At 43.4% G+C, this 23,828-nt stretch carries 19 protein-coding genes; 7 read left to right on the top strand and 12 right to left on the bottom strand.

All coding sequences use genetic code 11. The features are described from left to right. The first annotated feature begins 119 nt into the window (after positions 1-119). Positions 120-1,319 carry an enolase C-terminal domain-like protein gene (locus AB6E85_RS01245; protein ID WP_017065858.1) on the top strand — a complete coding sequence of 400 codons (1,200 nt, stop codon included), beginning with the start codon at positions 120-122 and terminating at the stop codon, positions 1,317-1,319. A 752-nt stretch (positions 1,320-2,071) separates the two neighbouring features. After that, a complete protein-coding gene (locus AB6E85_RS01240; RefSeq protein WP_059017772.1) occupies positions 2,072-3,166 on the top strand; it encodes a carbohydrate porin in 1,095 nt (364 codons plus the stop codon). A gap of 120 nt (positions 3,167-3,286) precedes the next feature. Here AB6E85_RS01240 and AB6E85_RS01235 read toward each other — a convergent pair whose 3' ends face one another. From AB6E85_RS01235 to AB6E85_RS01220, 4 genes are all read right to left on the bottom strand, one after another. Next, a complete protein-coding gene (locus tag AB6E85_RS01235) occupies positions 3,287-3,994 on the bottom strand; it encodes a GntR family transcriptional regulator (protein WP_017078485.1) in 708 nt (235 codons plus the stop codon). Between the two features lie 334 nt (positions 3,995-4,328). Continuing rightward, positions 4,329-7,019, bottom strand: coding sequence for an alpha-glucosidase (gene ygjK / locus AB6E85_RS01230; protein ID WP_372141098.1), 2,691 nt, complete (start codon positions 7,017-7,019; stop codon positions 4,329-4,331). A 178-nt stretch (positions 7,020-7,197) separates the two neighbouring features. After that, entirely contained in the window at positions 7,198-7,965 is a 768-nt protein-coding gene (locus AB6E85_RS01225; protein ID WP_372141097.1) for a transcriptional regulator, read from the bottom strand. Between the two features lie 630 nt (positions 7,966-8,595). Further along, positions 8,596-9,840: a membrane dipeptidase gene (locus tag AB6E85_RS01220; RefSeq protein ID WP_248402194.1), complete on the bottom strand. Its 1,245-nt coding sequence runs from the start codon at positions 9,838-9,840 to the stop codon at positions 8,596-8,598. 328 nt (positions 9,841-10,168) lie between these two features. Between AB6E85_RS01220 and AB6E85_RS01215 the strand changes: the two genes are divergently transcribed. From AB6E85_RS01215 to AB6E85_RS01205, 3 genes are all read left to right on the top strand, one after another. Beyond that, a complete protein-coding gene (locus AB6E85_RS01215; protein WP_372141095.1) occupies positions 10,169-11,122 on the top strand; it encodes a helix-turn-helix domain-containing protein in 954 nt (317 codons plus the stop codon). Between the two features lie 214 nt (positions 11,123-11,336). After that, a complete protein-coding gene (locus AB6E85_RS01210; RefSeq protein WP_372141093.1) occupies positions 11,337-11,960 on the top strand; it encodes an HAD family hydrolase in 624 nt (207 codons plus the stop codon). Positions 11,961-11,997: 37 nt separating this feature from the next. Next, complete coding sequence (locus AB6E85_RS01205) at positions 11,998-12,831, top strand: hypothetical protein (RefSeq protein WP_372141092.1); 834 nt, start codon at positions 11,998-12,000, stop codon at positions 12,829-12,831. Between the two features lie 114 nt (positions 12,832-12,945). Here the strand turns inward: AB6E85_RS01205 and AB6E85_RS01200 are convergent, their stop codons facing one another. After that, the gene (locus AB6E85_RS01200; protein ID WP_048610319.1) at positions 12,946-13,512 is read right to left on the bottom strand and encodes a sugar O-acetyltransferase; all 567 of its coding nucleotides are present in this window, start codon (positions 13,510-13,512) and stop codon (positions 12,946-12,948) included. 118 nt (positions 13,513-13,630) lie between these two features. Beyond that, on the bottom strand, positions 13,631-14,629 hold the full coding sequence (gene add, locus AB6E85_RS01195) for an adenosine deaminase (protein ID WP_372141091.1): 999 nt from the start codon (positions 14,627-14,629) through the stop codon (positions 13,631-13,633). 127 nt (positions 14,630-14,756) lie between these two features. On the opposite strand from add, the gene AB6E85_RS01190 reads away from it, so the two are divergent. Together AB6E85_RS01190 and AB6E85_RS01185 are read left to right on the top strand one after the other, a co-directional pair. Then, complete coding sequence (locus tag AB6E85_RS01190) at positions 14,757-15,704, top strand: LysR family transcriptional regulator (RefSeq protein WP_017061092.1); 948 nt, start codon at positions 14,757-14,759, stop codon at positions 15,702-15,704. A gap of 118 nt (positions 15,705-15,822) precedes the next feature. Further along, complete coding sequence (locus AB6E85_RS01185) at positions 15,823-17,277, top strand: glutathione synthase (RefSeq protein ID WP_372141090.1); 1,455 nt, start codon at positions 15,823-15,825, stop codon at positions 17,275-17,277. A 101-nt stretch (positions 17,278-17,378) separates the two neighbouring features. On the opposite strand, the gene AB6E85_RS01180 is transcribed toward AB6E85_RS01185, so the two are convergent. The 6 genes from AB6E85_RS01180 to uxaC form a co-directional block, all read right to left on the bottom strand. Next, positions 17,379-17,759 carry a hypothetical protein gene (locus AB6E85_RS01180; protein ID WP_061032033.1) on the bottom strand — a complete coding sequence of 127 codons (381 nt, stop codon included), beginning with the start codon at positions 17,757-17,759 and terminating at the stop codon, positions 17,379-17,381. 64 nt (positions 17,760-17,823) lie between these two features. Next, on the bottom strand, positions 17,824-19,872 hold the full coding sequence (locus tag AB6E85_RS01175; protein WP_372141088.1) for a glycoside hydrolase family 3 N-terminal domain-containing protein: 2,049 nt from the start codon (positions 19,870-19,872) through the stop codon (positions 17,824-17,826). Positions 19,873-20,144: 272 nt separating this feature from the next. Next, positions 20,145-20,648, bottom strand: coding sequence for a YgjV family protein (locus AB6E85_RS01170; RefSeq protein ID WP_372141087.1), 504 nt, complete (start codon positions 20,646-20,648; stop codon positions 20,145-20,147). Positions 20,649-20,777: 129 nt separating this feature from the next. Then, complete coding sequence (locus AB6E85_RS01165) at positions 20,778-21,404, bottom strand: bifunctional 4-hydroxy-2-oxoglutarate aldolase/2-dehydro-3-deoxy-phosphogluconate aldolase (protein WP_372141086.1); 627 nt, start codon at positions 21,402-21,404, stop codon at positions 20,778-20,780. Positions 21,405-21,413: 9 nt separating this feature from the next. Beyond that, positions 21,414-22,406 carry a sugar kinase gene (locus AB6E85_RS01160; RefSeq protein WP_372141084.1) on the bottom strand — a complete coding sequence of 331 codons (993 nt, stop codon included), beginning with the start codon at positions 22,404-22,406 and terminating at the stop codon, positions 21,414-21,416. Positions 22,407-22,409: 3 nt separating this feature from the next. After that, positions 22,410-23,822 carry a glucuronate isomerase gene (gene uxaC, locus AB6E85_RS01155; protein ID WP_116871196.1) on the bottom strand — a complete coding sequence of 471 codons (1,413 nt, stop codon included), beginning with the start codon at positions 23,820-23,822 and terminating at the stop codon, positions 22,410-22,412. Between the last annotated feature and the right edge of the window lie 6 nt (positions 23,823-23,828).

Raw genomic sequence — 23,828 nt, 5'->3', positions numbered from 1 at the left:
TTGTTTATCAAAAAAAATCACTTAACGTACCAATTATTTTTACGAAAAATTAGCGCTTGAAATGTGGTTTTTAAAGCGGTTTGATAATAGGAGTTGACTTAAGTTTAGGTTATTTAATTGTGAAAGAAACTATTATATCTGATATCCATTGTATTATTACTAAACCAGACAGACACAATCTCATTACCGTGGTGGTTGAAACGAATGAAGGCGTGACTGGGTTTGGCTGTGCGACATTCCAACAAAGACCGCTTGCTGTAAAAACAATGGTCGATGAATATTTAAAACCTATTCTTATTGGTAAAAACGCCAATAATATTGAAGACTTATGGCAAATGATGATGGTCAACGCTTATTGGCGAAATGGCCCTGTTATCAATAATGCAATTTCCGGTGTTGATATGGCACTGTGGGATATTAAAGCTAAATTGGCGGGCATGCCGTTACACCAATTATTTGGTGGTAAGTCTCGTGATGCTATTCCTGTATACACACACGCGACTAGCGACACGATGGAAGGCATTTATGAGCTGGTGGAATCTTTCCTAGACAAAGGCTACAAGCACATTCGTTGTCAGCTTGGTTTCTATGGCGGCGTTCCAACCGATTTGCATACCACTCAAAACCCGACTGAAGGTTCGTACTACGACCAAGATCAGTACATGGACAATACTCTAACGATGTTTAAGTCGTTGAGAGAGAAATATGGTAACCAATTCCATATTCTTCATGATGTTCATGAGCGCCTATTCCCGAACCAAGCGATACAATTTGCCAAAGAAGTCGAGCAATATAAGCCTTACTTCATTGAAGATATTCTGCCGCCAAATCAAACGGAATGGTTGGATAATATTCGTAGCCAAAGCTCAGTTTCATTAGGTTTAGGGGAGTTATTTAATAACCCTGAAGAGTGGAAATCATTGATTGCTAATCGTCGTATTGATTTCATTCGTTGCCATGTTTCACAGATTGGTGGCATTACTCCTGCTTTGAAACTCGGCCATCTATGTCAGAACTTTGGTGTTCGTATTGCATGGCATTGCCCACCAGATATGACGCCAATTGGCGCAGCGGTAAACACGCATTTGAATGTGCATTTACACAATGCCGCCATTCAAGAACATGTTGAGTACAACGAGAATACGCACAAGGTATTCCCGAACGCTGCAGAGCCAATTAATGGCTACTTATACGCTTCTGAAATCGCAGGTATTGGTGTTGAAATCGACCAAGAGGTTGCAGCCGAGTTCCCTGTTATGTATCGCCCCCACGAGTGGACTCAAAGTCGCCTTCCTGATGGCGCGATTCACACTCCATAACTCATTGAGTTAACCAAAATGGCCGCAGATAGCGGCCATTTTTTTGTCTGAAAATTACCGTTCGTTTTAGCTTCTTTGTCAGTCTTCGTTCTCAATTTTTTGCTGTTACTTAACTAGCTAATCAATCAGCAAGTAATCAGAATTTTCATATCCAAACTATTAGTATTACCTCTCACATACCTTCAATTAACTGACTTTAAATAGTTCGGCAATAACAGACAGACTTTAATGAAAACGTCCCACTATAATTTCGAAAATTAATTTACCCACTTTTAATTTTTATCTTTTTGATATGGGCTAATTTATTTAAATGGCTCATCAAAAAGTAATGATGTACATTAATTATCACTATTAATATTTTAAATACTGCTTCATTAACCTTTGGTTAATTTAAATCCCAATAAAAAATATGATGGTTATTAAAATAGTTTAATATATCTAAATTAAGTGGTTTAGCGTATTGCTATAAAACCACCCAAGTTTTGACTGTTATTTAACCTGTATTGTGCAATAGAGATTATTTTAGTTTTTAATTTTACGATTTATGTTTAAAGTATTGAATTTAAAGGATGTTTTTATAAATATAAAACAGTGATTTAGGTCTACAATTCCAGATGGATAATATTGTGAGTGAGGAGTTAATTAGTAAATATACGCCCTAGAAATCGAGTCGAATACTGTCCATATATTTCAACTTGAAGTTCAAAAAGTTGCTATGCAACTAATAACAATAAAATAATATTAGGGTTTATATGAAAAGCACATTCAAGCTGTCTTTAGCTACTGTTTTAGTTTCTTCTGCAATGGGAGCTCATGCAGGCATTGCCATTGTTGATACAGAAGAAGGTAACTTCTCTGTCGGTGGTAACGTGGAGCTGAACTTCAACTACCAAGATAGAGAATCGAATGATAACGGTGACGCAGAGTTCAACCAAGATGGTCGAGTTCTGATTGAGTTCGCTGGCGAAAAGTACACCAGTAATGGTCATTATGTTGGGGTTAAAGCGCAGCCTCTATTTGAAAGCACAGGCAATGTCGCACTCGATGATGCCTACTTTGAGTTCGGCAAAAAAGACGGGTGGGCGATCAAAGCGGGTCGTTTTGAAGCCTACGATATGTTTCCTGTCGGCCTCGATGTTTTCCTAGAGTATTCAGGTGATACCTCAAATGAACTTTATACGGGTGGCAGCGCTTATGTGTATCAGATGAAAGAAGCTCGCGGTCGTGGTTCTGATGGTCAGTTGATGTATAGCCAAAGTTTTGGGGATCTGTATGTCGAGGTTGGTACGATGATCGGTGACCGCTCTGACTTGTTCTCTGATAGCTACCATGGTGTGGACGTAGACCACGACAACGCCAAAGATGCCTTCCTTGTTCGCCCGGTTGTGTCATATAAAATGGGTGACTTTACTGTTGCAGCCTCAATGGAAACTAACTTAGTCAGCGATGCCGTTGTCGACACCTCGGGTAAAGATATCTCTGACCGAACTGGTTACGGCCTAACAGGTAATTGGTCTAATGATTCTTGGAGCGTTAACGCTAACTTTGCTTACTTAGATGCAGTAGATGAGACCAATGCAACCGCAGGTTTGAACGCGCTTTATAACAACTTCGGTATCGGTTACATCTATGGTGCGAACGAATATGATTCCACATGGGCAAAAGGTGATGTGACGGTTAACACGGGTTATGCATCTTACGAGTTCCAGAATGTACTTGAAGTACAAGACTTCTCTGTGCTTCTTGGTACTTACTACACAACGGTCGACAACGAAACGACCAATACATCTGCGTTCTCTGAAGACGATGATTTTGGTGCTCGCGTACGTTTGTACTACGAATTCTAATATCAGTTGATTCAATTCTACTGACAACCCGCCACTGTGCGGGTTGTTGTTTTTAGGGAGATACGTAAGCTAGAGAAATTAAACGAGGGACGACAAAGTGGCTCAATACAAATCAAACCGTTACTTTTTGTCTCGGAAGCTCATGCTCTCACTGTTAAAAGGCGTGTGGTAGGTGCATTGGTAGTTGATGTCGATGATATCGCTGACGATGAACAGCTCACCTGATGCTAAGAAGCCTCGGTTGGTGATATTCATCGCCGCCGCATTTTTTTTGCAGCCGAGCAACTCCGCATCTTCTTTAGAAACATTGATCGCTTGATACGTTGTTAAGTAGCTATCGATCTGAAGACCTTTCGCCAATGCATGTTTCTGGATTGAGCTTTCAATGATCTCGGCATTCATTTCTGGGAAGACACTGACAGGGATCTTGGCTTCTTCAATCTGAACTACTTTGTTGTTAATCAATCGAAGCCGTCTAATTTTCCAGATGTAGTCATTGTCGTCTAAAGAAAAAATCTGCTGTTCGTGGTTATCGGGTAGCGCTTTATTCAACTGGAGCTTTTTATAAGAGATCTCTTCAAAACTGTTTTCAGTGATGGAGTTGTACACCAGTGGTGTACCAATGAGAGAAGTGTTGACGAAGTAACCAGAACCCACCTTAGATTTCACCATGCCAATAGCCTCTAGCTTGGCTAGTGCTTTACGAATCGTGAAACGAGATAATCCATATATTTCAGACAGTTCTCGTTCTGCAGGAAGCTTATGGCTGATACTGTTTTGGCAAATTTTGCTCACAATATCTTGAACAACTAATTCATATTTTTTCATTCTAAAAACTTAAAAAAGCACTCATGGTGATTAAATTATAGTTAACTAAATCAGATACTCAGCGCATTCCGAACTAGCCGATAATTCTAACATAGAAGGCCAATTAGATGATGAGAAATAGGGTGTTTTGGAGGGCGAATTCAAGGGTTACTTCTGGGTGTGTGACTTCATTCTCTTTCTTGGTTAGATAAGGGAGAGGGCGAGGTTACCTGTAAGTAGATAATAAAAAAGCCACAGCATTTACTGTGACTTTTGAACCTGACTTGAAGATGTTTAAGTGGTTGCAGATGATAGGGGGGCATCTGCAACGCCTAATATCTAATGAGTGTGGCTGCTATTTGCCCACAAAACCGTTGTACAACATGTAAAGGTGCGCTGCACTCCAAGAGAAGTTATTCGCGCCCTGAACCTCACCCGTTTCTGGGTTGTAGTTTTCCTGAATCGGGGTAGCTTCTGTTAAGCCTTGCGCATTTTGGAATAGCTTGTCGACCATTTGACGCGCTTCCACACCGTATCCATAGTTGTCCATACCGCGTACACCAAAGTAGAACTGATCCAGCCATACGCGACCACGCCAGTATATGTCTGGGCCGTAAGCTGGGTTGTCCATTGATGCCGTACCTAGCGGAATCTTAGGTGAGTTAAACTTGCTGGTATTTAGCATGTTCTCTACGACTTTATCCGCGTGTTCTTGAGTCGCTGCGTTGTTGAATAGTGGTGACCAACCTTCAGGTCCCATACCGCGCTTCACCAGTACCGGACCTGCACATTGGTTAGGGAGTCCATTTGGTACCACTTCAATATCGTAGTAGAAGCCCGTTGACTCATCGTACATACAACGGTTGATGTATTCTTTGGTATCGGCCGCTTTTTCTGCAAACTCAGCGGCTTTGTCTGCTTTACCCAGTACGTCGGCGATTTGAGATAGGTATAGGTTGTCTGAGTACCAGTAAGACGCTTGGTCTACCGACTCTTGCATCAATGAGTAACCAGATAAGCTGTTTGAATCATCCGTGTTTTCGTTGAACTTCACCTCCCAGTCTTTCTTCGCCATAGCCAGTTTGTCCATGTTCTCAACTGAATCATCAAGGTAGGTCACTACTGAACCGTCTGTACCCATAGCCATGTCATACGTATTGTCGAAACCATTAGTGTCACGAGCGTAGCGGCCCATTTGGTCTATCACTTCCGCTTTTTCTTGAGTCGGTTGTTCAGATAATCCTTGTAGGTTATCGATAGTGTCGATAAAGCCGAACACGCCTGCGTTATCACGACCCGACTCCCAACCCGCCGCTACTTTCGCTGGGATACTCATTGCTGTGTAATCACCAGTAGTCAGTAATTCATTGTACTTCTCGATACTCGTTTCTTTGATCCACTGGTCGCCATTAGCTTCGTCTTTGTATTGGAACTTCATATCGTCAACAGACGCATCTGATCCCCAAGAACCGTCATTCACGTCACCTGTGAAAACCGTGTGGATTGGATCTTTCGCTGCGCCGTATTCTGGAATGCCGTTCTTGTTCGTATCACGAGCACGTAACCACCAATCGTGGAACGCAACTAGCTTCGGATACATTTCTTCCAGCCATCTTTGTGCTTCTTCTGGACGATTATGTTCGTCTTTCAGAGCGGTATACACTTCCCATACCGCCCATGCTGCCAGTGATGGTTTGGTATTTCGTTCATTCCAGTTCAGGCCATCGGTCGCTTGAGGGAACACTTTTTTGTATTCCGCTGACATGCCTTCCCAGCGTTCTGCTGGTAGGTTGTACGTCACAACATCAAGCAGGTAACCTTCATCCCAAGGGCGGACTGGATCATCAGATTGCACTTGGTATTGGAATACAGTACGAATGTTTTCCATCGCTACATCTGGGTTGAAGTGAGACATCGCATAAGCTTGCTTCCACGTATCCCACGGCCATGTCATATTGCCCGAGAAGTAAGGGGCCGTAACGGAAGGTGTAACGGTGTCGTGATCAATTGCACCCGCAGCACCACGCCAGTTCGCGTTTAATGTTTCCATTGCTTTTACTGCAACAAACTCATGTTCTTTTGAAGCCGCATCGTTGGTGAGACCGTTTTCTAGATATTCTTCCCAACGCATGGCTGAATCGTGCATGTAACCTTTTGGATCGGCCATCACCTTATTTAGTTTTCCAAACTCAGACGCTTGCTCTTTGGTGTTTTGAACGTGAGTGTAAGCCGTGTATAACGTGATCTCTTCGCCATCGCCTAGAGAGGCCGTTTGCACGAAACCTTTCTTGTCGTCATTGATGGTAGAAGTTTCTGGTTTGATAGAACGTGTCACTTCGAACTTTGAATCGCCAGATGTCAACAATGACCATGAATCACGAACTGCGCCAAAAGAGACTTCTACACCACTGTCTGTCGCTGTAATTTCACGGGAGTAAGTGGGGTAAGCTTCTTCAACACTACGAACTGTGCTGTCTTCATTCTTGTATGCCGTGCCATCATCAGCACGATAGTTTTGCATCAACTCACCATCCCATTCACCTTGAATATCAAGCTTATTTGGATTTTTGATGGTGGTTTTTACAAGAGAAGTACGATTAGTCACAAAACGCATTTCTAGCTCGGCTTCGATACCGTTATCGCCTGTATACGCTTGAATCAACGCACCTGGTTGTGAGTATGCGTTTGTCAGTTCTAACGGCATAACCTGACCATCAACAGTCAGAGACAAGCGGTCAAAACGTGCTGCCATGAATGACACGTATTCTTCGGTCAGCAGTGCTGTACCACCTAAAGTTATTTCACCACCTTTGGTGTCTAATGTGTGACCGTGCCATGAGCCGTTATCGAACATCGGAATGTAGCGCAGGTGACCACCGTGTAAATCACGCAATGCCACTGGTACCCCAGCACGATCGATGGTGTTGTGGAATTCGGCCGCTTTAAGTGGAGCATCCACATTCGAACTATTATCGTTACTGTTGCATCCGCTTAGCGTTAGAGCAACGCCGACAGCAACCGCACATAAAGACGTTTTAAACTGCATGTTATATCCTTCATTTATAGGTTTTTGAACCTGATCAGGCGAAAAAAGGTCGAGACATGCCCTGCCGAGTTTCGTGATGAAGATTCAGCCTTATTTATTTCATTTATTGGTATGAGAAAAGAACGCTTATTTACGTCGATTGTTTTTTATTCAACTTGTTCAAATAACAAGTAATTAATTATTGTTCTTTTGCCATCGATATAGCTTTTAATAATTCACCGTTAATATTTGGAATCGTATCAGAAAGAAATATCTGATTACCTGGTGTATAGGTCATCAACACATTTCTGATCCGTTCGCTGCCTTCACCGTTCTTGTTTTGTACATCAAACTCAATCAGCTTGTTGTATACTTCATTCGCCAGTTTCTCTTCTTGTTCTTCAGTAATAGCAATGCTTCCCATACAGATAGGGGGACGTACATCATGGCTGAAAACTTCATTTCGAAAACGTTTAGCGAATAAAGTGTCAAGCTTAGAACCTTCTTCAAAAATAAAACGACCTTGATCTTTAAATCGGTATTGGTCATCACCTTTTAATTCAACGTAATCCATCATTTCTAATGCGCGAAAATATATGGCGACTGACGTATGGCTCAATTGGTATTTATTGGCAATATCTTGTGGTGACCACTCTTTTCGTCGTAATAGATACAAAAAGTCAAACAAATATGGATATTGGTTAAATATTTCACTGTTGATATCGGTGATAAATTGTTCGTTATCTTGCTGTAGCTGTTTACCTCGCATAGATAGTTCGACCAAGTCAGTATCTAAATGAGTGGCATACGAAAGTATTTTATCCAGCCCTAAAGACGTATTGTGCAGTTGCCTTTTAATGGTTGAGAGAGGAATTGCCATCCCAGCAGAGAGGTCGGAATAACAAATCCCTTTCTCTTTGATTTTTTCTCGTAAAGCAGCAAGTAAATACGTTGCAGAATTATTCATCTAACAATGCCTGTTTTATTTTCTTCAGCATCCCTGATAATAAAGTCAAGAGGTCCTACTCTTGTGACTCTGGTTCCAAACATTTCCAACATTTATTATGAGTTAAATAACTACCAAGCTTGAGATTTTTACTTGTTGCTATCTGTACAAGTTTTACTCAATATTATTAGTTTTTATCTCTTTGTCAGTATGCGATGAGTATAATTGTTTTGATGCATAAAATTAAGTTAACGGTGGTTTTTAGTAAAAGTTTTCTTTAGAGAGGTTAATTTATTAGGTGGGAAGTATCAAAAAGCTGTACTTAGGAATTTAGTCTAGCTTGATATCACAAAATATTCGCGAGTGACTGGTATTTCATTGAGTTGATGACCAGTGAAAACCTTGTTATAAGGAGTGAAGAGGTTAGTTAAATAGAGAGTGGAATTATTGAAGCGTAATCATATTATATAATTATGTTCTAAATTTTTATGTATTTATTCTATTTATTTTTAGACCTGAAAACTATTTGGTGCCTCACCATTCTCTTTCTTAGCTAGGTAGGGGGAAGGGCGATATTACATACAATTAGCTAGTAAAAAAAGCACGCCCAATAGGACGTGCTTCGAGTGTTTGAGGTTTGTTGGTTGCGAGCTACATAGCTAAGTTTTCATTTCTTAATTTGGTGAGCACTTTTAGACGCTTTGTATACTCTTTTTGGAACTCGTCAGGGTCAGCACCCTCAGATACTTGAGCGTACACTCGCATCTTGTTACCACCGTAGATCTTAGCAAGATCATCGTTGCTGTAACCGCGTTTCCAAAGTTCATCAGTAATCGCCGCTAGGATCTTCGACAGTTCACCATTACCGGTAGCGCCTTTGTTGAACGCCTCAATCATGTAGCCGCCATCGTCGTACATTTTCGCGTTCTTGGTTGCGAAATCCACAACCATTGCGGTAGAGAACATATCATCAGTTGCGATACCTACGTGGTCAACGCCTACCAATTTTACGTAGTAGTCGATCATATCTGCAGCTTGCACTGGAGAAATATCTTCAGGCCAAACGCCGTCCATCATCCATTCGGTGAAGGTTGGAGCAACGTAGCCACCTGATTTAGCCGCGCGTATCGCTTCATCGTCAGGAATAGCACGGTAGCAACCTTGTGGCGTTGCATCTGGCTCACTCTTATAAAGCCCAGCAGGCACTGAGTGCGTGTAGACAAATGGGGTTCCAGGATACTTCTCTTCCATGTAATCCATCGCGTCATTTGCTGTCTTTGAGCCTGTGTGGCTTAGGTCGAGAATGACCTGATACTCGACCATCGAATCAATAACAGACTCTCCCCAAGGTGTTAAGCCTATATCTCTACCGTTAAATGCAGCTAACTGACCTGAACCTGTTCTGAAAATGTCGTTATACGCCAAGATCATGCTTTTTAAGCCCATGTCTTTTAGAATCGCCATTTTGGTCACATCTTCTTCCAAAATCGTTGCAGTTTGGCTGTTCCAAAGTACGGCGGTTTTGCCTTCGGTGTGCGCTTTCTCAATGTCATTATTGGAATGCGCGATGATGAAATTGTCAGGTTGTTTTGCCATCGCAGAGCGGTGTTTATGATGGTGAAACAAGAAGTCATCAAAGTTGTGATCAGCAGCAGTAATGGTGTATTCATGCCCTGTGATACCTGCATCACGAGCATCTTGGAAGTAATCCAACAGTTGTTGCTCGTCCTGCCAACCAGCACCATAAGGGCTCGCGAGCATACCAATGACAATGGTGTCTTGAACAAATGTTTTAGCCTTATCTGATGCAGGCCAGGTCTTACTCTCAACACTCGCCTGTGCAACACCAACACTCATTGCAATGCTTGCTGCTACTAACGTTATCTTTTTAAACATGAAAACCTCTCAATTACTGGCTTAAGTCCATTTATATTTATGCCTAGATTTAATAGTAGACCCTGACGGTATCGTTGAGTTATTTAAAATTGATAACCCTGTCATACTTTGTAATCAAAGCGTTACGTCCTGAATTGTGATTTCGCCTTAATGCTAAAAACTTAAAGCGCCTCTTGTTAACTTGAGGTAATAGTAGCTAAGCTAGAAAAGTAAAATGTGCATTTTGTGCCACTGAACTTAGACTGGTATTGATGAAGAAATTGATGCAGATATTGGGTTGAGTTGTGGGTTTAGCTTGTTTTGGACAATACAAAGGAATCGTGAACTGATGCTTGAATTACCATTGATTGCGAAGAGTGTTGTGAGTCATTTTCAGCAGTGCGTGCGAGAAGATAAGTCATTAGCTCCATATCACGCTGCGATAGAAGCGCTCGCTGTTCAAGTGAGCATGCCATTCTCAATGGATACTTCACCTGCTCAATATGTCTCGTTCAATGTGTTTACGCAGTTCTTAGAGGGCATGAGGAAGGTATTACCATCCGAGGTGTTTGTTTCTGTGTTATTAGGCAGTGCTCAACGTGCCGCTATCGAACTCGATTTTTCTAACTATTCAGCTCAAGGTTTTCTCTCCCTTTTTCCGTTTGAACAATGGTCAGTCGAATCGTCTTCACAGTCATTAAAGCTTTCATTTCTAGTATCTAATCGCTCGCTCAATGGTATTGAAGCCGAGCTATTTTTGATCGTTTATAGCCACGCTTATTTTAAAACTCAGCAGATTGATATTGATAAGCCAATTCGCTACGACTTAGTTTCGGTGTCGGCTAGTGCGTTAAGTGAGTTGAGAATACAAACGGAAACGCCACAGTATTTAGGTCAAACTGAGACGTGCATTTCGTATAATCCCATTGATCGAGATTGTTCAATTAAAGCGCTGGCAACCACGACGACTTCAACCTTCAAGGTGACACAAGCATTACTTCCTTATATCGGTCGAGTAGATGTAGATTTGGTGATGTTTGGTCAGATAAACCGAATGGGTAAGCGCACAATTCAGAGGGCGCTTAGTGAAGAGGGGACGACCTTTCGAACTATTAAAGAGACCCTGTCTTTTGAATTCTCCAAGCGCGTTATGACAGAGCAAGATTATTCGATCTCAGATATTGCACTTCACTTGGGATACGCAGATGCCTCACAATTTATAAGAGCGTTTAAACGAGCGAATGGAATAACTCCACTTCAATGGAAAAAGAACAATAAAGGTATAGGCGTATTGCGCTTCTAAAGCACCAACCATATTCTCTTCAGAAGCTGATTTGTGTTAGTTATTTCTTAGTTTATTGATATTGAGAAGGCCGTCGTAATGATGGCCTTTTTTGTACTCTATTGATTGTATATTCTACCCAAGGCTTTTAATTTATAAACGTTCGCTATGAATCTTGATGTGCGGCGCTTTGTGTCGATTTTTCATCAATGACATGGTGATAATGGGAGTGTGTATGAGTTCTAATGAAATCAAAAATGTGGTGTTTGATGTAGGCAATGTCATTGTGCGTTGGGCACCTCTGGAAATTGCCCGGCTTACTTTGGGTGATACTGAAGAATTGGAGTCTCGAGCTCGTTCTATTTTTCAAAGTACGATTTGGATGGATTTGAACAAAGGGTTCTTGACCGAAAGTGAGGCCAAGCTTCGTTATCAACAAGAGCTCGACTTATCCCCGTTAGAGTGCGATCGCCTGTTTTATTACGTTAAGCAAACGCAAATCTTACTGCACGGTTCTGTTGAACTTATCGAGCGAGTAAAGCGATCGGGTTATGGTGTGTACGCGCTTACTGACAATGTGGTCGAGATTGTTGAATATTTAAAAAATACCTATCAGTTTTGGGCGTTGTTTGATGGTGCGGCAGTATCTGCTGAATTGGGCATGCTTAAGCCACAACCTGAAATCTACCAAGCGCTGTTATCTAATAATGGGCTTGAAGCTTCAGAAACCGTCTTCATCGATGATATGCCCTATAACGTTGAAGGGGCAAAGGCTGTAGGCATGGCTGGTATTCAGTTTACCGATGCCGCTCAGTGTGAAAACAGCTTGCAGGCGCTTGGCGTTAATTTAATAGATTGACACCTTGGCGAATGAGTTAAATTTGAGGATGTAGAAAATGAAAAGATACCCACCTAAGTCTATCGTTACATTCTTATTTTTGACTATGTCGGCGCTGGTTTTAGTGGTGGCTTTCGTGCTTCAAATTCGCGGTGAGCAAGCATGTGATAGTTGCTATGAATCAGATAAAGGACAGTTCAAGTTTGTCCTTTATGATGGAACTTCACCTGCGATAATTCCCAGTATTTATAACGAGCTATTGCTTAAACAGGCGCCTTTGATGAAGAGCTTCGGCCTGGACTCAATACCGGTCATAACGGTGAGAGTATGGCAAAGCCAAAAGGCGTACTTAGATGAGCAAGAGCGTAGCATTGGACAGCGATATGCGTTTTCTACAGGCTACATCGAGCCTCAAAGTAATGAAATCAGGCTGCTTTATTTTGGTGGCGAAATCCAACGAACGGCACTGCATGAATTTGTGCATTTACTGACACTTCAAGTTAACCCCAATTTCGTGAACAACCCTCGTTGGTTGTGGGAAGCCGTGGCTATCTATAAGTCTGAAGATTACTGGTTCCACATGAATAACCGGAATGCAATCAAAGCCCGTTTTGATGGGCTTGTTCAAGAGTTATACATAAACCCTAATGGTGGTGCAACAATCTACGAAGTCGGTTATACCATCGGTGAATTTATCGAGCGTTCTTGGGGAGAAGAGGCTTTTATCAAGCTCATAAAGAGTAACGGCGATGTATCTGTAATAACGAATGAGCCGATAGAGTCGCTATTTTCAGGGTGGAAGGATTTCGTGAAAAACACCTATCTTAGCTCACCACAAACCGAGTATGAGAAGGCTTTAGAGCGAAGCCCATTACAGGCCTCAGAGCAGTGAATGAGATAAACTGTGTAGAAAGTTAACTGTATGATAGAGCAATGCTGCTTATTAGATTAAGAGCCATGTTATTGAAACATGGCTCTTTTTAGATTTGGATACGCGCTTTCTTGTTCAGTCGCGGGTTTGTTCGGTATTCAAGTGTCGAATCAGCTTGGCTGGTGTGCCGCCGTACAGGCAATCCGGTGGTACATCACTGTTGACTACTGAGTTGGCTGCGATAACCGAGCGAGCGCCAATCGTCACGCCTTGGTTGATGACTGAGTTTCCACCAATCCACACATCGTCTTCGACTGTGATAGGTAGGCAGAAAGTCTCCCACTTACGGCGGCTGAGATAATCCAGTGAGTGGGAGGCTGTGTAAAACTGGGCACTTGGCCCTATCAATACATTGTTGCCAATTTTGATATTCGCGCCATCAAGCATCACCACGTTCATGTTGATAAAGGTGTCGTTACCGATCTCGATGGTTTTGCCAAACTCGCAATGAAAAGGAGGACGGACAACGCTGCTTCCTACTTTACCAAACAGATTAGCTTGCAGGCTTGGTTGCTGAGTATCGTCTGAACATTGATTGAAGTCTGACAGCGCCTTGCTGGCGTGAGTACGCATGTGGTCTATTTCATGGTCTGCGCCATCAAAAATCTCGCCGGACAGCATTTTCTCGAGTTCTGTTTTCATTGTTTGCATCCCATTCGTCAACATCGATATTAGAATACTGATAATTGGACATAAAAAAAGAGAAAAGCCTAAGCCTTTCTCTTCCTGTTTTTCTACTTAGCAATCAAGATTGCTCAAATTAGATTTGCTCAACGAAACCCATTAGGTGCTGTTTTACTTCGTCTGAAGCAAAAGCGCTCTCTACAGAGTATTTGTAGATCTCTGCGTAGTCTTCTTGTGTTAGACCGAACGTTTCACATACACGCTTCACTTCGTTAGTCATGGTTGTGTTCGACACAGTGCGGTTATCTGTGTTGATCGTTACAACGATGCCGTCTTTCTTGAATTCAGCAATTGGGTGGTCGCTGAATTTGTGAATACACTTAGTTTGCACGTTACTTGTTGGGCAAGTTTCAAGTGCAACTTGCTTCTCTTTAACGATGTTGTATGCGTCTTCGTTACCTTGGATGTGAACACCGTGGCCGATACGTTCAGCATCTAGCAGAGTAACTGCATCGTAAACGTTCTGACCATGCCATTGCTCACCTGCGTGAACCGTCACACGGTAGCCTTTTTCGATCGCGTATTGCGTGTACTCAGGGAATTCAGCGCAGAAGCCCGGCTTTTCACCGCCAGCAATATCAAACGCAACCACGCCTTTACCTAGGTAAGGTTGGCCAGCGTCGATCACGTCTTTGATAGAATCTTTCGGGAACATACGAAGTACAGACATGATGTAGTTGCCCTTGATGTCGTACTTCTCTTCTGCACGCTTCATGCCTTTAACCGCACTTGCGATGATCGCATCAAGAGACAAGCCCTTGTTTACGTGAAGAATCGGCGCAAAACGAACTTCTAGGTATTTAACGTTCTCTAGTGCTGCGTCTTCGTAAAGCTCAAAAGAAATACGCTCAATCGCTTCTTCCGTTTGCATCACTTGCAGTGGCAGGCTAAAGCAAGCTAGGTACTCATCAAGGTTTTTGCAATCTTCAGGCACTGTTAGAGACTTTACTACCGCTTCACGATCTTCTGGAAGTTCGATTCCGTACTGTTTCGCCAGATCAATAATGGTGTCTGGACGAACGCTTCCGTCTAGGTGGCAGTGCAGATCAATCTTAGGGAGTGCTAGAAAGTTCATGAGTATTCCTTAGGTCTATTATTTTTTTGAGTTATTAACTCATAGGTTACATGGGCTTAAATTAACAAGTTTGTGATATGATTTAAAGTGACATAAAGTCATCATTAATCTGAATCTAAGGAATATCATGGTAGATGTTAAAAGCTTACTCAAATGTGATATGAATTTACTGCTGTGTTTACATGTGTTGCTTGAAGAGCGCAGCGTGAGCAAAACGGCAGAGCGATTGTTCCTTAGTCAGTCCGCGGTGAGTAAGCAACTCACCAAGCTGCGTTCTTTATTTGATGACCCGCTGTTTGAACGTGAATCAAAAGGCCTGTTTCCAACCCCGAAAGCCACCTCTTTAGCGCCTAAGATTCATCAGATCCTGCTGCAAGTTGAACAGCTAACCGTGCCGGACATTTTTGAGCCGAAAGACAGCGAACGTACTTTTAATATCGATCTAGTCGAAACCGCTTATACCGCGATTTACCCTAAATTTATGCCTAACGCGCTGGCAGATGCGCCGAACATTACGGTAAACAGCACCACTTGGAGTAGCGAAACCTTTAAGCGCCTACTAAAGCGTGAGGTCGATTTTGGAATAGGGATTTTTGAGCTTGATGAAAGGGCGAGTACTCACATTCAAAATATCCCAGCTGAGCTAAACCACGTAGAATTGCTGCAAGATTATTCTGTTTGTTTGATGCGCAATGATCACCCAGTACTTCAAGAGGAGTGGAACCTGCAAGCCTTCCTTAAATACCGTCATATTCAGCTAGTGACCGGTGGCGTTGGCGACTGGTTGCTACTGGAAATATTGCAAGCCAAACAGCTTCAAATTAACAAAGCCGCCAACGTGTCGGACATCACCAGCGCAGTAAAGCTGTGCAAACAAAGCGATTTGCTGATGTGTTATCCGTACAACTCGGTTCGTGACTATATTGAGAGTGGCGAACTGGTGATGAAGCCAATTCCCATTGAGTTGGTTCCCGGTGGTTTGTTTTTGCTTTGGCATCGTTACTTTGACTCTGAACCAAGCCACAAATGGCTTCGCGACCTCATAGTCAATAAGACCCAAGAACCTCAGCTGTAAACCGCGAGCTACGATGATCAAAACGGCGAAATAAGTTATTTTAAATTTATTTCGTCTTTTTAGAATGAGCATCGTCTTATTACGGGTGCCAAATGCCCGCCAAGAATGAGATATCTAAATGAATCCAATGCCATCGATTTCGCAACAAGTTATTGAAGATGCTTGTGAGTGGGCAATTATGCACGGTGTCGCTTTCCGTCAGTCTGACAATACCGCGAGACATTGCCCTTTTAGCCTTGCTCCAATGAGTATTGAGCGTGAGGTTTTTGAACACCTGTTGAAGGTGACACCGCTTATCACCAAGCTCATCAACAATGTCTCGGAAGACCATGACTTTTTACAGTCATCATTGAACGATATGGCGAAAGCCGATCCGTTTTTTGGTCGCCTGATGGCGTTGCATCAACAAGCCCATGGCAGTGCGGATGAGCGCTTGAATCCAGCGCGACAACCTTTGTTGTTGATGCGTACTGATTTCATGGATGACCGCCAACACGGTGCAAAAGTGATTGAGTTTAATGGCATTGCTGCAGGAATGGCGCCTTTTGGTCAACGCGCAACGGAATTTCATGCGTTCATGCAAAATCAGTGGCCAAACGTTTATAACAATTGGTTGGAAGAATTGTCAGCAACACCGGCTGAAAACCAAGGCTTAACGCAGTTGGCTTATGGTATCGCTAATGCTGCAAGGCAAGTTAAAACCGATTTTAATGAGCAAGATAAACCAGTTTTCTTGATGGTGGTACAGAAGAACGAAGACAACGTATATGACCAACATTTGCTTGAAGTTGAACTGCAAAAGCAAGGCATTCGCACGGTGCGTCGTACTTTTGAACAGTTGAGCTGTCAGCTTTCAACAGGAGATAACCAACGTTTGTTGCTGCAAGATGTTGGCGCGGTCGATGTGGTGTATCTAAGAGCTGGCTATCAGTATTCAGATTATTGGGCTCCAGAACTCAATGAATCGGTTTGTTGCCACACGCTAAGTCAGACTCGCTTGTTTATGGAGCAACACCATGTCGCAATGAACGCGACCATCAGCCAGCAATTAGCGACCAGTAAAACCATGCAAATGCTGCTGACCATGATGCCTGCATCAGAATACGCACGTTGGGGTTTAACGCTAGAAGAAGCCGAACTGGTCAAGAGTGTTCTGGCTGATATGAAGCCTATCACCAGTGAATCGATTGAGTGGTTTGACACACAAGCTGATAAGCAAGAATGGGTGTTGAAAAACCAAGGCGAGGGCGGTGGCCATTGTGTATTTGGTGACGATATCAGCGAACAACTGAGCCAGCTTAAACCAGGAGAGTACGACGCGTGGGCATTGATGCAGCGCTTGTACCCGCATGAGCGTGAAGTGCCGACCATTGCAGTGCGTGACACACAACAAACGCTCGTGACAGACTTAGTCAGCGAAGTGGGTTTGTTTACCGCTTATTTCAAAGGTGAACCAGTAACAGAGCTAGACGGCTACGCGGGCTATTTGATCCGCAGCAAACCCGCTAGCGAAAATGAAGGTGGGATCCACAGTGGAAAAGGGATTCTCGATTCTTTGGTGTTGATTGATTAGTTCCTGATTCCGACCGATAGCAGATAAAACAAAGGCCAGCGTGTGAACGTTGGCCTTTTTGTTAGTCTCGATTTTGTGGTTTGAACGAGTGCTTAGTCGCGTTATGCCGGAACCTTAAAACAAGAATCTTGATTGCTGTATTTTGGTACGAAACACAATTTGTCTGCCGACATTTTTAAGCCGTTTTGCATCTGGATATGTGTTACCGCCCAGATCACACAGCCGTGAGGCAAATTGAATAGCGAGCGAGTTTGAGTGAACAACACGCCGTCATCATAGGCAGGCGTAATGTTCGTCGCTTTGCCTTGCCACGCCTTATGAGTGGTTTGTACATCAATATTTGGAACAATCAATGAGAGCATTTCTGGCTCAACGTCTTTGACGACTTTCAAGCAGATACGACACCCATCGTAGTATTGTTCTATCCAGATTTTATGTGGAATAGCGTTGTCATCCCAACTCAGTTGTAAGATATGTTCCATGACTTTGTCCTTGGTATCTAAGAAGGAAAGGCAGTGCTCAACACTGCCTGAATTAGCTCAAATATTATTCGTAACTTAAACCATGTCCGAACGGGTAAAGGGTGTCGGCTTGATCATACCCAGGGTAATCTGAGTCTTGGTTTTGAATGGCTTGGGCACTGTTTGCTAAAGCAAATGGCAGTTTTCCTTGAGGAGCAAAGTTGCCTGAAAGCACTTCCATTAGGTTGCTGTCCGAGACACCAAATGTGGCGATCACGGCACCGGCTTGCTTAAGATTACTTTGATCGTCTAGCACGAAGGGCTGTCTAAAGTTGATGGACAAGACCGTTTTGTCAGCACCCACTTCGTTCATAACGGCTTTGATGTCGCTTAGGCTTGGTTCAATATGCCAAGATGCAGCTGTAGCCATTTCACTGAATGCAAGAATATCGAGTTCATCCGGGTTCGCACCACCAAAGATAAGGTCAGGATCTGAACCTTCGTTAGATACGCGAACACGAATAACCGCATAGTCCGTATCGGCTGGTACTGGTGGGCGTGTTTCTCCCGCTTCGTAATCGCCTGACGTCACGGCAAAGTTGTACTTGTCGTCTTCAGCAATGTTTTCGTCCATTCCCATGACATACAGAGCAACAGGAGCTTGTGCGGTTGATTCAGCTAAAGGTAAAGTCTTATTGGTATTTTGAAGTAAGACGACAGATTTTTTCTGTGCGTAATCAGCGCGTTCTTGGTACTTCTCATTGCCTAAAATCTCTTGGGCTTTTTTCTCGTCAACGTAAGTGTTTTCGAAAAGGCCAAGCTTGAATTGTTCTTCAAGTAAGCGTGTTACTGATAGGTCGACACGCTCTTCGGTGATCAGATCCTTTTCGACCAGTTTCACGATGACTTCTTTATCATGGAAACCGGAAAGAACATCGACTCCAGCCTCGACCGCCATTGCAACTTGCTTATCAATCGTTTTGTGTTCTACACCCCATGCTCGCTCACCAATAATGCCGGTATCTGAGTTCACGTTACCTGTGTAGCCCAATTCGTCTCTGAGCAGATCGGTGACAATACCTTTTGAAAAAGACATACCAACATCGTTTGGCATCCACTTTTGATCTACAGGGATGCCGTAGTAAGGCATGATTGAAGAAGCGCCAGCCTCAATCGCGGCAATAAACGGTTTTAGGTGGTAATCAAAATTGTTCTTTGGATAGACTTGGTTCTTACCAAAGTCATAGTGTGGGTCACCGCCGTTTTCTTGTGGACCGCCGCCAGGGAAGTGTTTGATGGTTAGCGCGATACTGTCTTTATTGACCTCACCGCCATCTTGCAAGCCTTTGATCAGTGAACGCATAATGTCAGACGCTAAATCTGCATCTTCGGTAAAGGTTTCGTGCACACGATACCAGCGAGGTTCTGTCGCCAAATCCATCATGTATCCGTACATACTGCGCAGGCCAATTGAAGACCATTCTTCATTCATGATGCCAGCAAATTCAGTGATTAAATCCATGTCGCGAGTGGCTGCTAAACCGGCCTCTTTAGGCCAAGCAGAAAAGGCACCAGAAGAAACGTTGATCCCTGCTTTTGCCGATGGATCAATGTGGTTACGAGCATTGGACTTGAATAGAGCGGGGATACCCATTCGAGTTTGTTCACGCAGTTCTTGAACACTATTCATGAACTGGGCAGCTTCTGTTGGGGTTATCTGACAGCCTGAACGGCCAGAATCACAGTCAGGTGTATTCATTGGTGTTTCGATAACGGTGTTACGGAAGATAAAGCGAGTCATTTGGGCATCGGCAATCATGTCTTGCCCGGCACTGCTAACAAGCCCACCCTCGGCTGAGTTTAAGGTGTCAATGAGCATCATGCCGGCTTTCTCGTCTAGCGTCATTCGGCTAACCAAGTCTGCTGCTCGCTCTTCTGGAGATAATCGCCAGTCTTCAAAGGGTTCCAGTGTTCCATTGCCGTTAGAATCTCGGAATTGGTAGCCCTCAACGTTTAATACATCATGAACACGAGAGTGAACTTGGGGTTGTTGGAAGTTATTGTCGCTATCAGATGAGTTGCATCCTGCAAGAAGTAACGCGATTGCTATAGGTGTCAGGGTAAGACGCTTCATGGTCACGGTCCTATTGTTGGTATAATAATAAGTACATGACCAATTTTAATAATTTACGGATTATTGGTTAACCAAAATAAATCAAACTAAAGATTTGGATCACCATATAAATTTAATTGGTGATTTAATTCAATTTAGTATTGGAAATATATTGACGACTTCTAAATAACGTTAACTTAATTAGAATTATTTATTTGATATCTAATTAATCTTTCGTTTAATTAGTGGTGTATTACTTCCATATTTTAAATCTAGAATAAAAAATATATTGCCTATTTTATAGTTAACAATCTGCGCTGATGTAAACGATAGATAGTGACCATGTTGGTGACTATAAAAGTGATTTCGACAAAGGATCCGCCAATCGAACCAATCCAAATGTTATGGCTAGCCCAACAGAAGGAATTGAATAAGATCAAGGACCTCAAGGCGATGCCTTGTCTTGAAAAGAGTGCCCATGTCGCAACGGATGAACCAACAACCGTAATAAATTCAAAGAAATGATTCATGTTGGGTAAAGTCATACACCACATCAAGCCAATAAAGAACCACATCACTTTGCGCGATTGAGTTTTTATCGATACGTAACTGCGAATTGCATTAATAATTACGCCTATAGCCGCCACTATGGCACCCATTAATATGAAATGGATACTCATGACAAAACAAAAGATCATCATCTGGTAGCGAAAATGCATATCATCTTTTTGCCAAAAGGCCATTACACCGATACAAAAAGCCAGGCCGCCAACTCCTTGTGTTATCCAGTTTTCCATATTTAGCCTTTATTTTTAGATGCTATAGAACGCGATCAACTATTAACTTTGAGAGAATAATGCTCAACCATAAAATAACCCTCCAAAAGGAGGGCTAGATATAACGCTAAAGGTGCTATTGCATTAGGTTTAATTGACTAACTTAACGGCTTCACGAGTTAAATGAGCCAGCTCTTCCCAATTACCTTCTTCAATCAGCTTCTTATCTACCATCCAAGTACCACCACATGCGAGCACTCGAGGTATCGCTAGGTAGTCTTTAATGTTGTTTGGGTTAATGCCACCTGTCGGCATGATCTCAATATCCGAGTAAGGCGCAAGAAGTGACTTAACCATGTTGATGCCACCTGATGCTTCAGCTGGGAAGAACTTCAATGTGGTTAAACCCATTTCTAGAGCGGCTTCTACTGTACTCGGGTTGTTGACCCCAGGAATGATATCAATACCAATCTCTTGGCAGGCTCTTACCGTGTTTGGGTTAAATCCAGGAGACACGACGAACGTTGCGCCTGCTTCTTTAGCGGCGATAGCTTGCTCACGATTGAGCACAGTGCCCGCGCCGATCAACATATCTGGTTGTGATTCACGAAGTAGACGAATAGCTTCAACTGCAGCTTCCGAACGGAATGTAATTTCTGCTGCAGGTAAACCATTTTCAGCTAACACTTTACCCAGAGGGATGATGTCTTCAGCGTTGTCGATAGCGATCACAGGGATAACTTTCAGTGTTTTCAGTTGTTGTTTGATGTTAGACATTGGTATTCCTTAAATGGCTGTGATGGCCGCTTGAGTTAGTTCTTTTGCAATAATGGCACCACGATGTTGGATAACGACGCCTGCCATAGCATTGCCCCGCTGGCACGACGTTATTAAGTCTTCGCCCGCAAGGTAAGCAGATAAAAATCCACCATTGAATGAGTCTCCTGCCGAGGTCGTATCAACGACATGTTCAACAGGTAGGGTCGGCACCGCCCGTGGAGCCGAAGCGGTACCAGAATCTGGATTTATGTCACCCTGAATGGTGGCATCTTGAATAAGACAGCCATCTGCACCCAGTTTGACGATGCATCGCTTAACACCCAGCGTCGTTAGACGTTCGATAGTTTGTTCAGGTGAAGCATCTCCCCAAATTAACTGCTCATCATCGAATGTTACTAACGCTAAATCCGTCAATGTATACATGGCTTGGTAGCTGTTTTTGACGGTTTGGTTTTCGTCCTGTGGCCAAAGTGCAGGGCGGAAGTTACTGTCGAAGGCAATCTCAACACCTTGTGTCTTTAACTCAACCAAGATGTTTAATAGCTCGATACGATCTTGTTCAGGCAGAATCGCTAATGTGATACCGCTGAGGAAGACCATGTCGACATTGCGCAGTGCCTGTTTTATCTGATTGAAATCTGGGTGCTGCAGCAGGTAGCGCGCAGCCGATTGATTTCTCCAATACAGAAAGGTGCGTTCACCTGCGTCATCAAGCTGAATTAGGTATAGGCCCGGAGTACGTTGGCTGTCTTGCAGAACAAGGTCAGTCGACACCCCTTCTTGTTGCCAGCGTTCTAACATTCCCTTGCTAATCGGGTCTGCGCCCAAAGCCGTGACGTAGGACACTTTGATGTCATCTTGATTGAGGTTGGCCTCGCAGCCTCGGCTTAAATAGACCGCAGCATTGAGTGTGTCTCCGCCAAACGTTTGATGCATTGAGCCAAACGGTTTGCCGTTAAGCTCGATCATGCACTCACCAATAATGGCGATATGTTTCATCGGTTACGCCCTCTCTTCGAAGTAGCGTTTTGCGTTACCAAAGCAGATGTCTTCGACCATAGGGCCAAGCAGTGACATGTCGTTTGGCACTTCGCCGTTTTCAGCCCAACGACCAAGCATGTCACACAGAATTCGGCGGAAGTATTCGTGGCGTGTGTACGACAAGAAGCTGCGAGAGTCAGTCAGCATGCCGACAAACTGGCTAAGCAGACCAAGTTGAGATAATTGTTCCATTTGGCGTTGCATGCCGTCTTTCTGATCGTTGAACCACCAACCAGAACCAAACTGAACTTTGCCCGCGATGCCGCCACCTTGGAAGTTACCAATCATAGTTGCCATCATCTCGTTATCGCGAGGGTTTAAGCAGTAAAGGATGGTGCGAGGTAACTCGTTACTTTGATCCATCTCGTCTAACAGGTGAGCCAATTCGAAGGCAAACGTCTTATCGCTAATCGAATCAAATCCTGCATCTGCGCCTAACAGTTGGAACATACGCGTGTTGTTATTGCGCTGAGCACCAATGTGAAGCTGCATTACCCAACCCATTGCGGCGTAGCGCTTGCCTAACCACACTTGAACCGCTGTTGAAAACTGCGCACATTCTAGATCGGTGAGTGTTTCGCCATTGAGGCGTCGAGTTAACAGGGCATCCAAATCCGATTCTGATGGAATAGGTGCGTAGCGAACCACTTCAATACCGTGGTCTGCTGCACGGCAACCATGGTCGTTGAAATGCGTTAGGCGGCTGTCTAAAGCACTCAATAGATGATGGAAGTGAGTGATCTCAACGTCAGCAACCATGCCTAATTTTTGTAGGTAATCAGCAAAGCCATCAAGTTCAATTTTGAACGCTTTATCTGGGCGCCAACTTGGTAGAACCTTCACATCAAATGAATTGTCTTGAGCGATCGTTTTATGGTGTTCAAGAGAATCAATTGGATCGTCTGTCGTACCTGCCATCACCACATTCATTTGCTTCATGATGCCGCGAGCACTAAATTCTGGTGTCGCTAATAGCTCGTTGCCTTCGTGCCAAATTTGGTCTGCGGTTTCTGGACCAAAGAGAGTGCCAGTAATACCAAATGGGCGGCGTAGTTCTAAATGAGTCCAGTGGTAAAGAGGGTTGCCCAAGGTTTGAGGGACGGTTCTAGCCCATGCCATGAACTTATCATAATCGCTTGCGCCTCCAGTAATCAGACGCTCATCAATCCCTGCTGAACGCATGCCACGCCATTTGTAGTGGTCACCTTCAAGCCAAATCTTAGACATGTTTTCGAACTGACGATCTTGAGCCACTTCTGCCGGGTTTAGGTGGCAGTGATAGTCATAAATCGGCTGGTGGCTTGCGTGTTCATGGTACAAACGGCGTGCAGTCTCATTCGACAGTAAAAAGTCTTCACATAAGAAATTCTTCATTGTTTG

The organism is Vibrio sp. 10N.247.311.51 (genome assembly GCF_041467855.1).
Taxonomy (GTDB): Bacteria; Pseudomonadota; Gammaproteobacteria; order Enterobacterales; family Vibrionaceae; genus Vibrio; species Vibrio coralliirubri.
The sequence above is the reverse complement of the archived record's forward strand: the minus strand, read 5'-3'. Positions and strand labels throughout refer to the sequence as shown.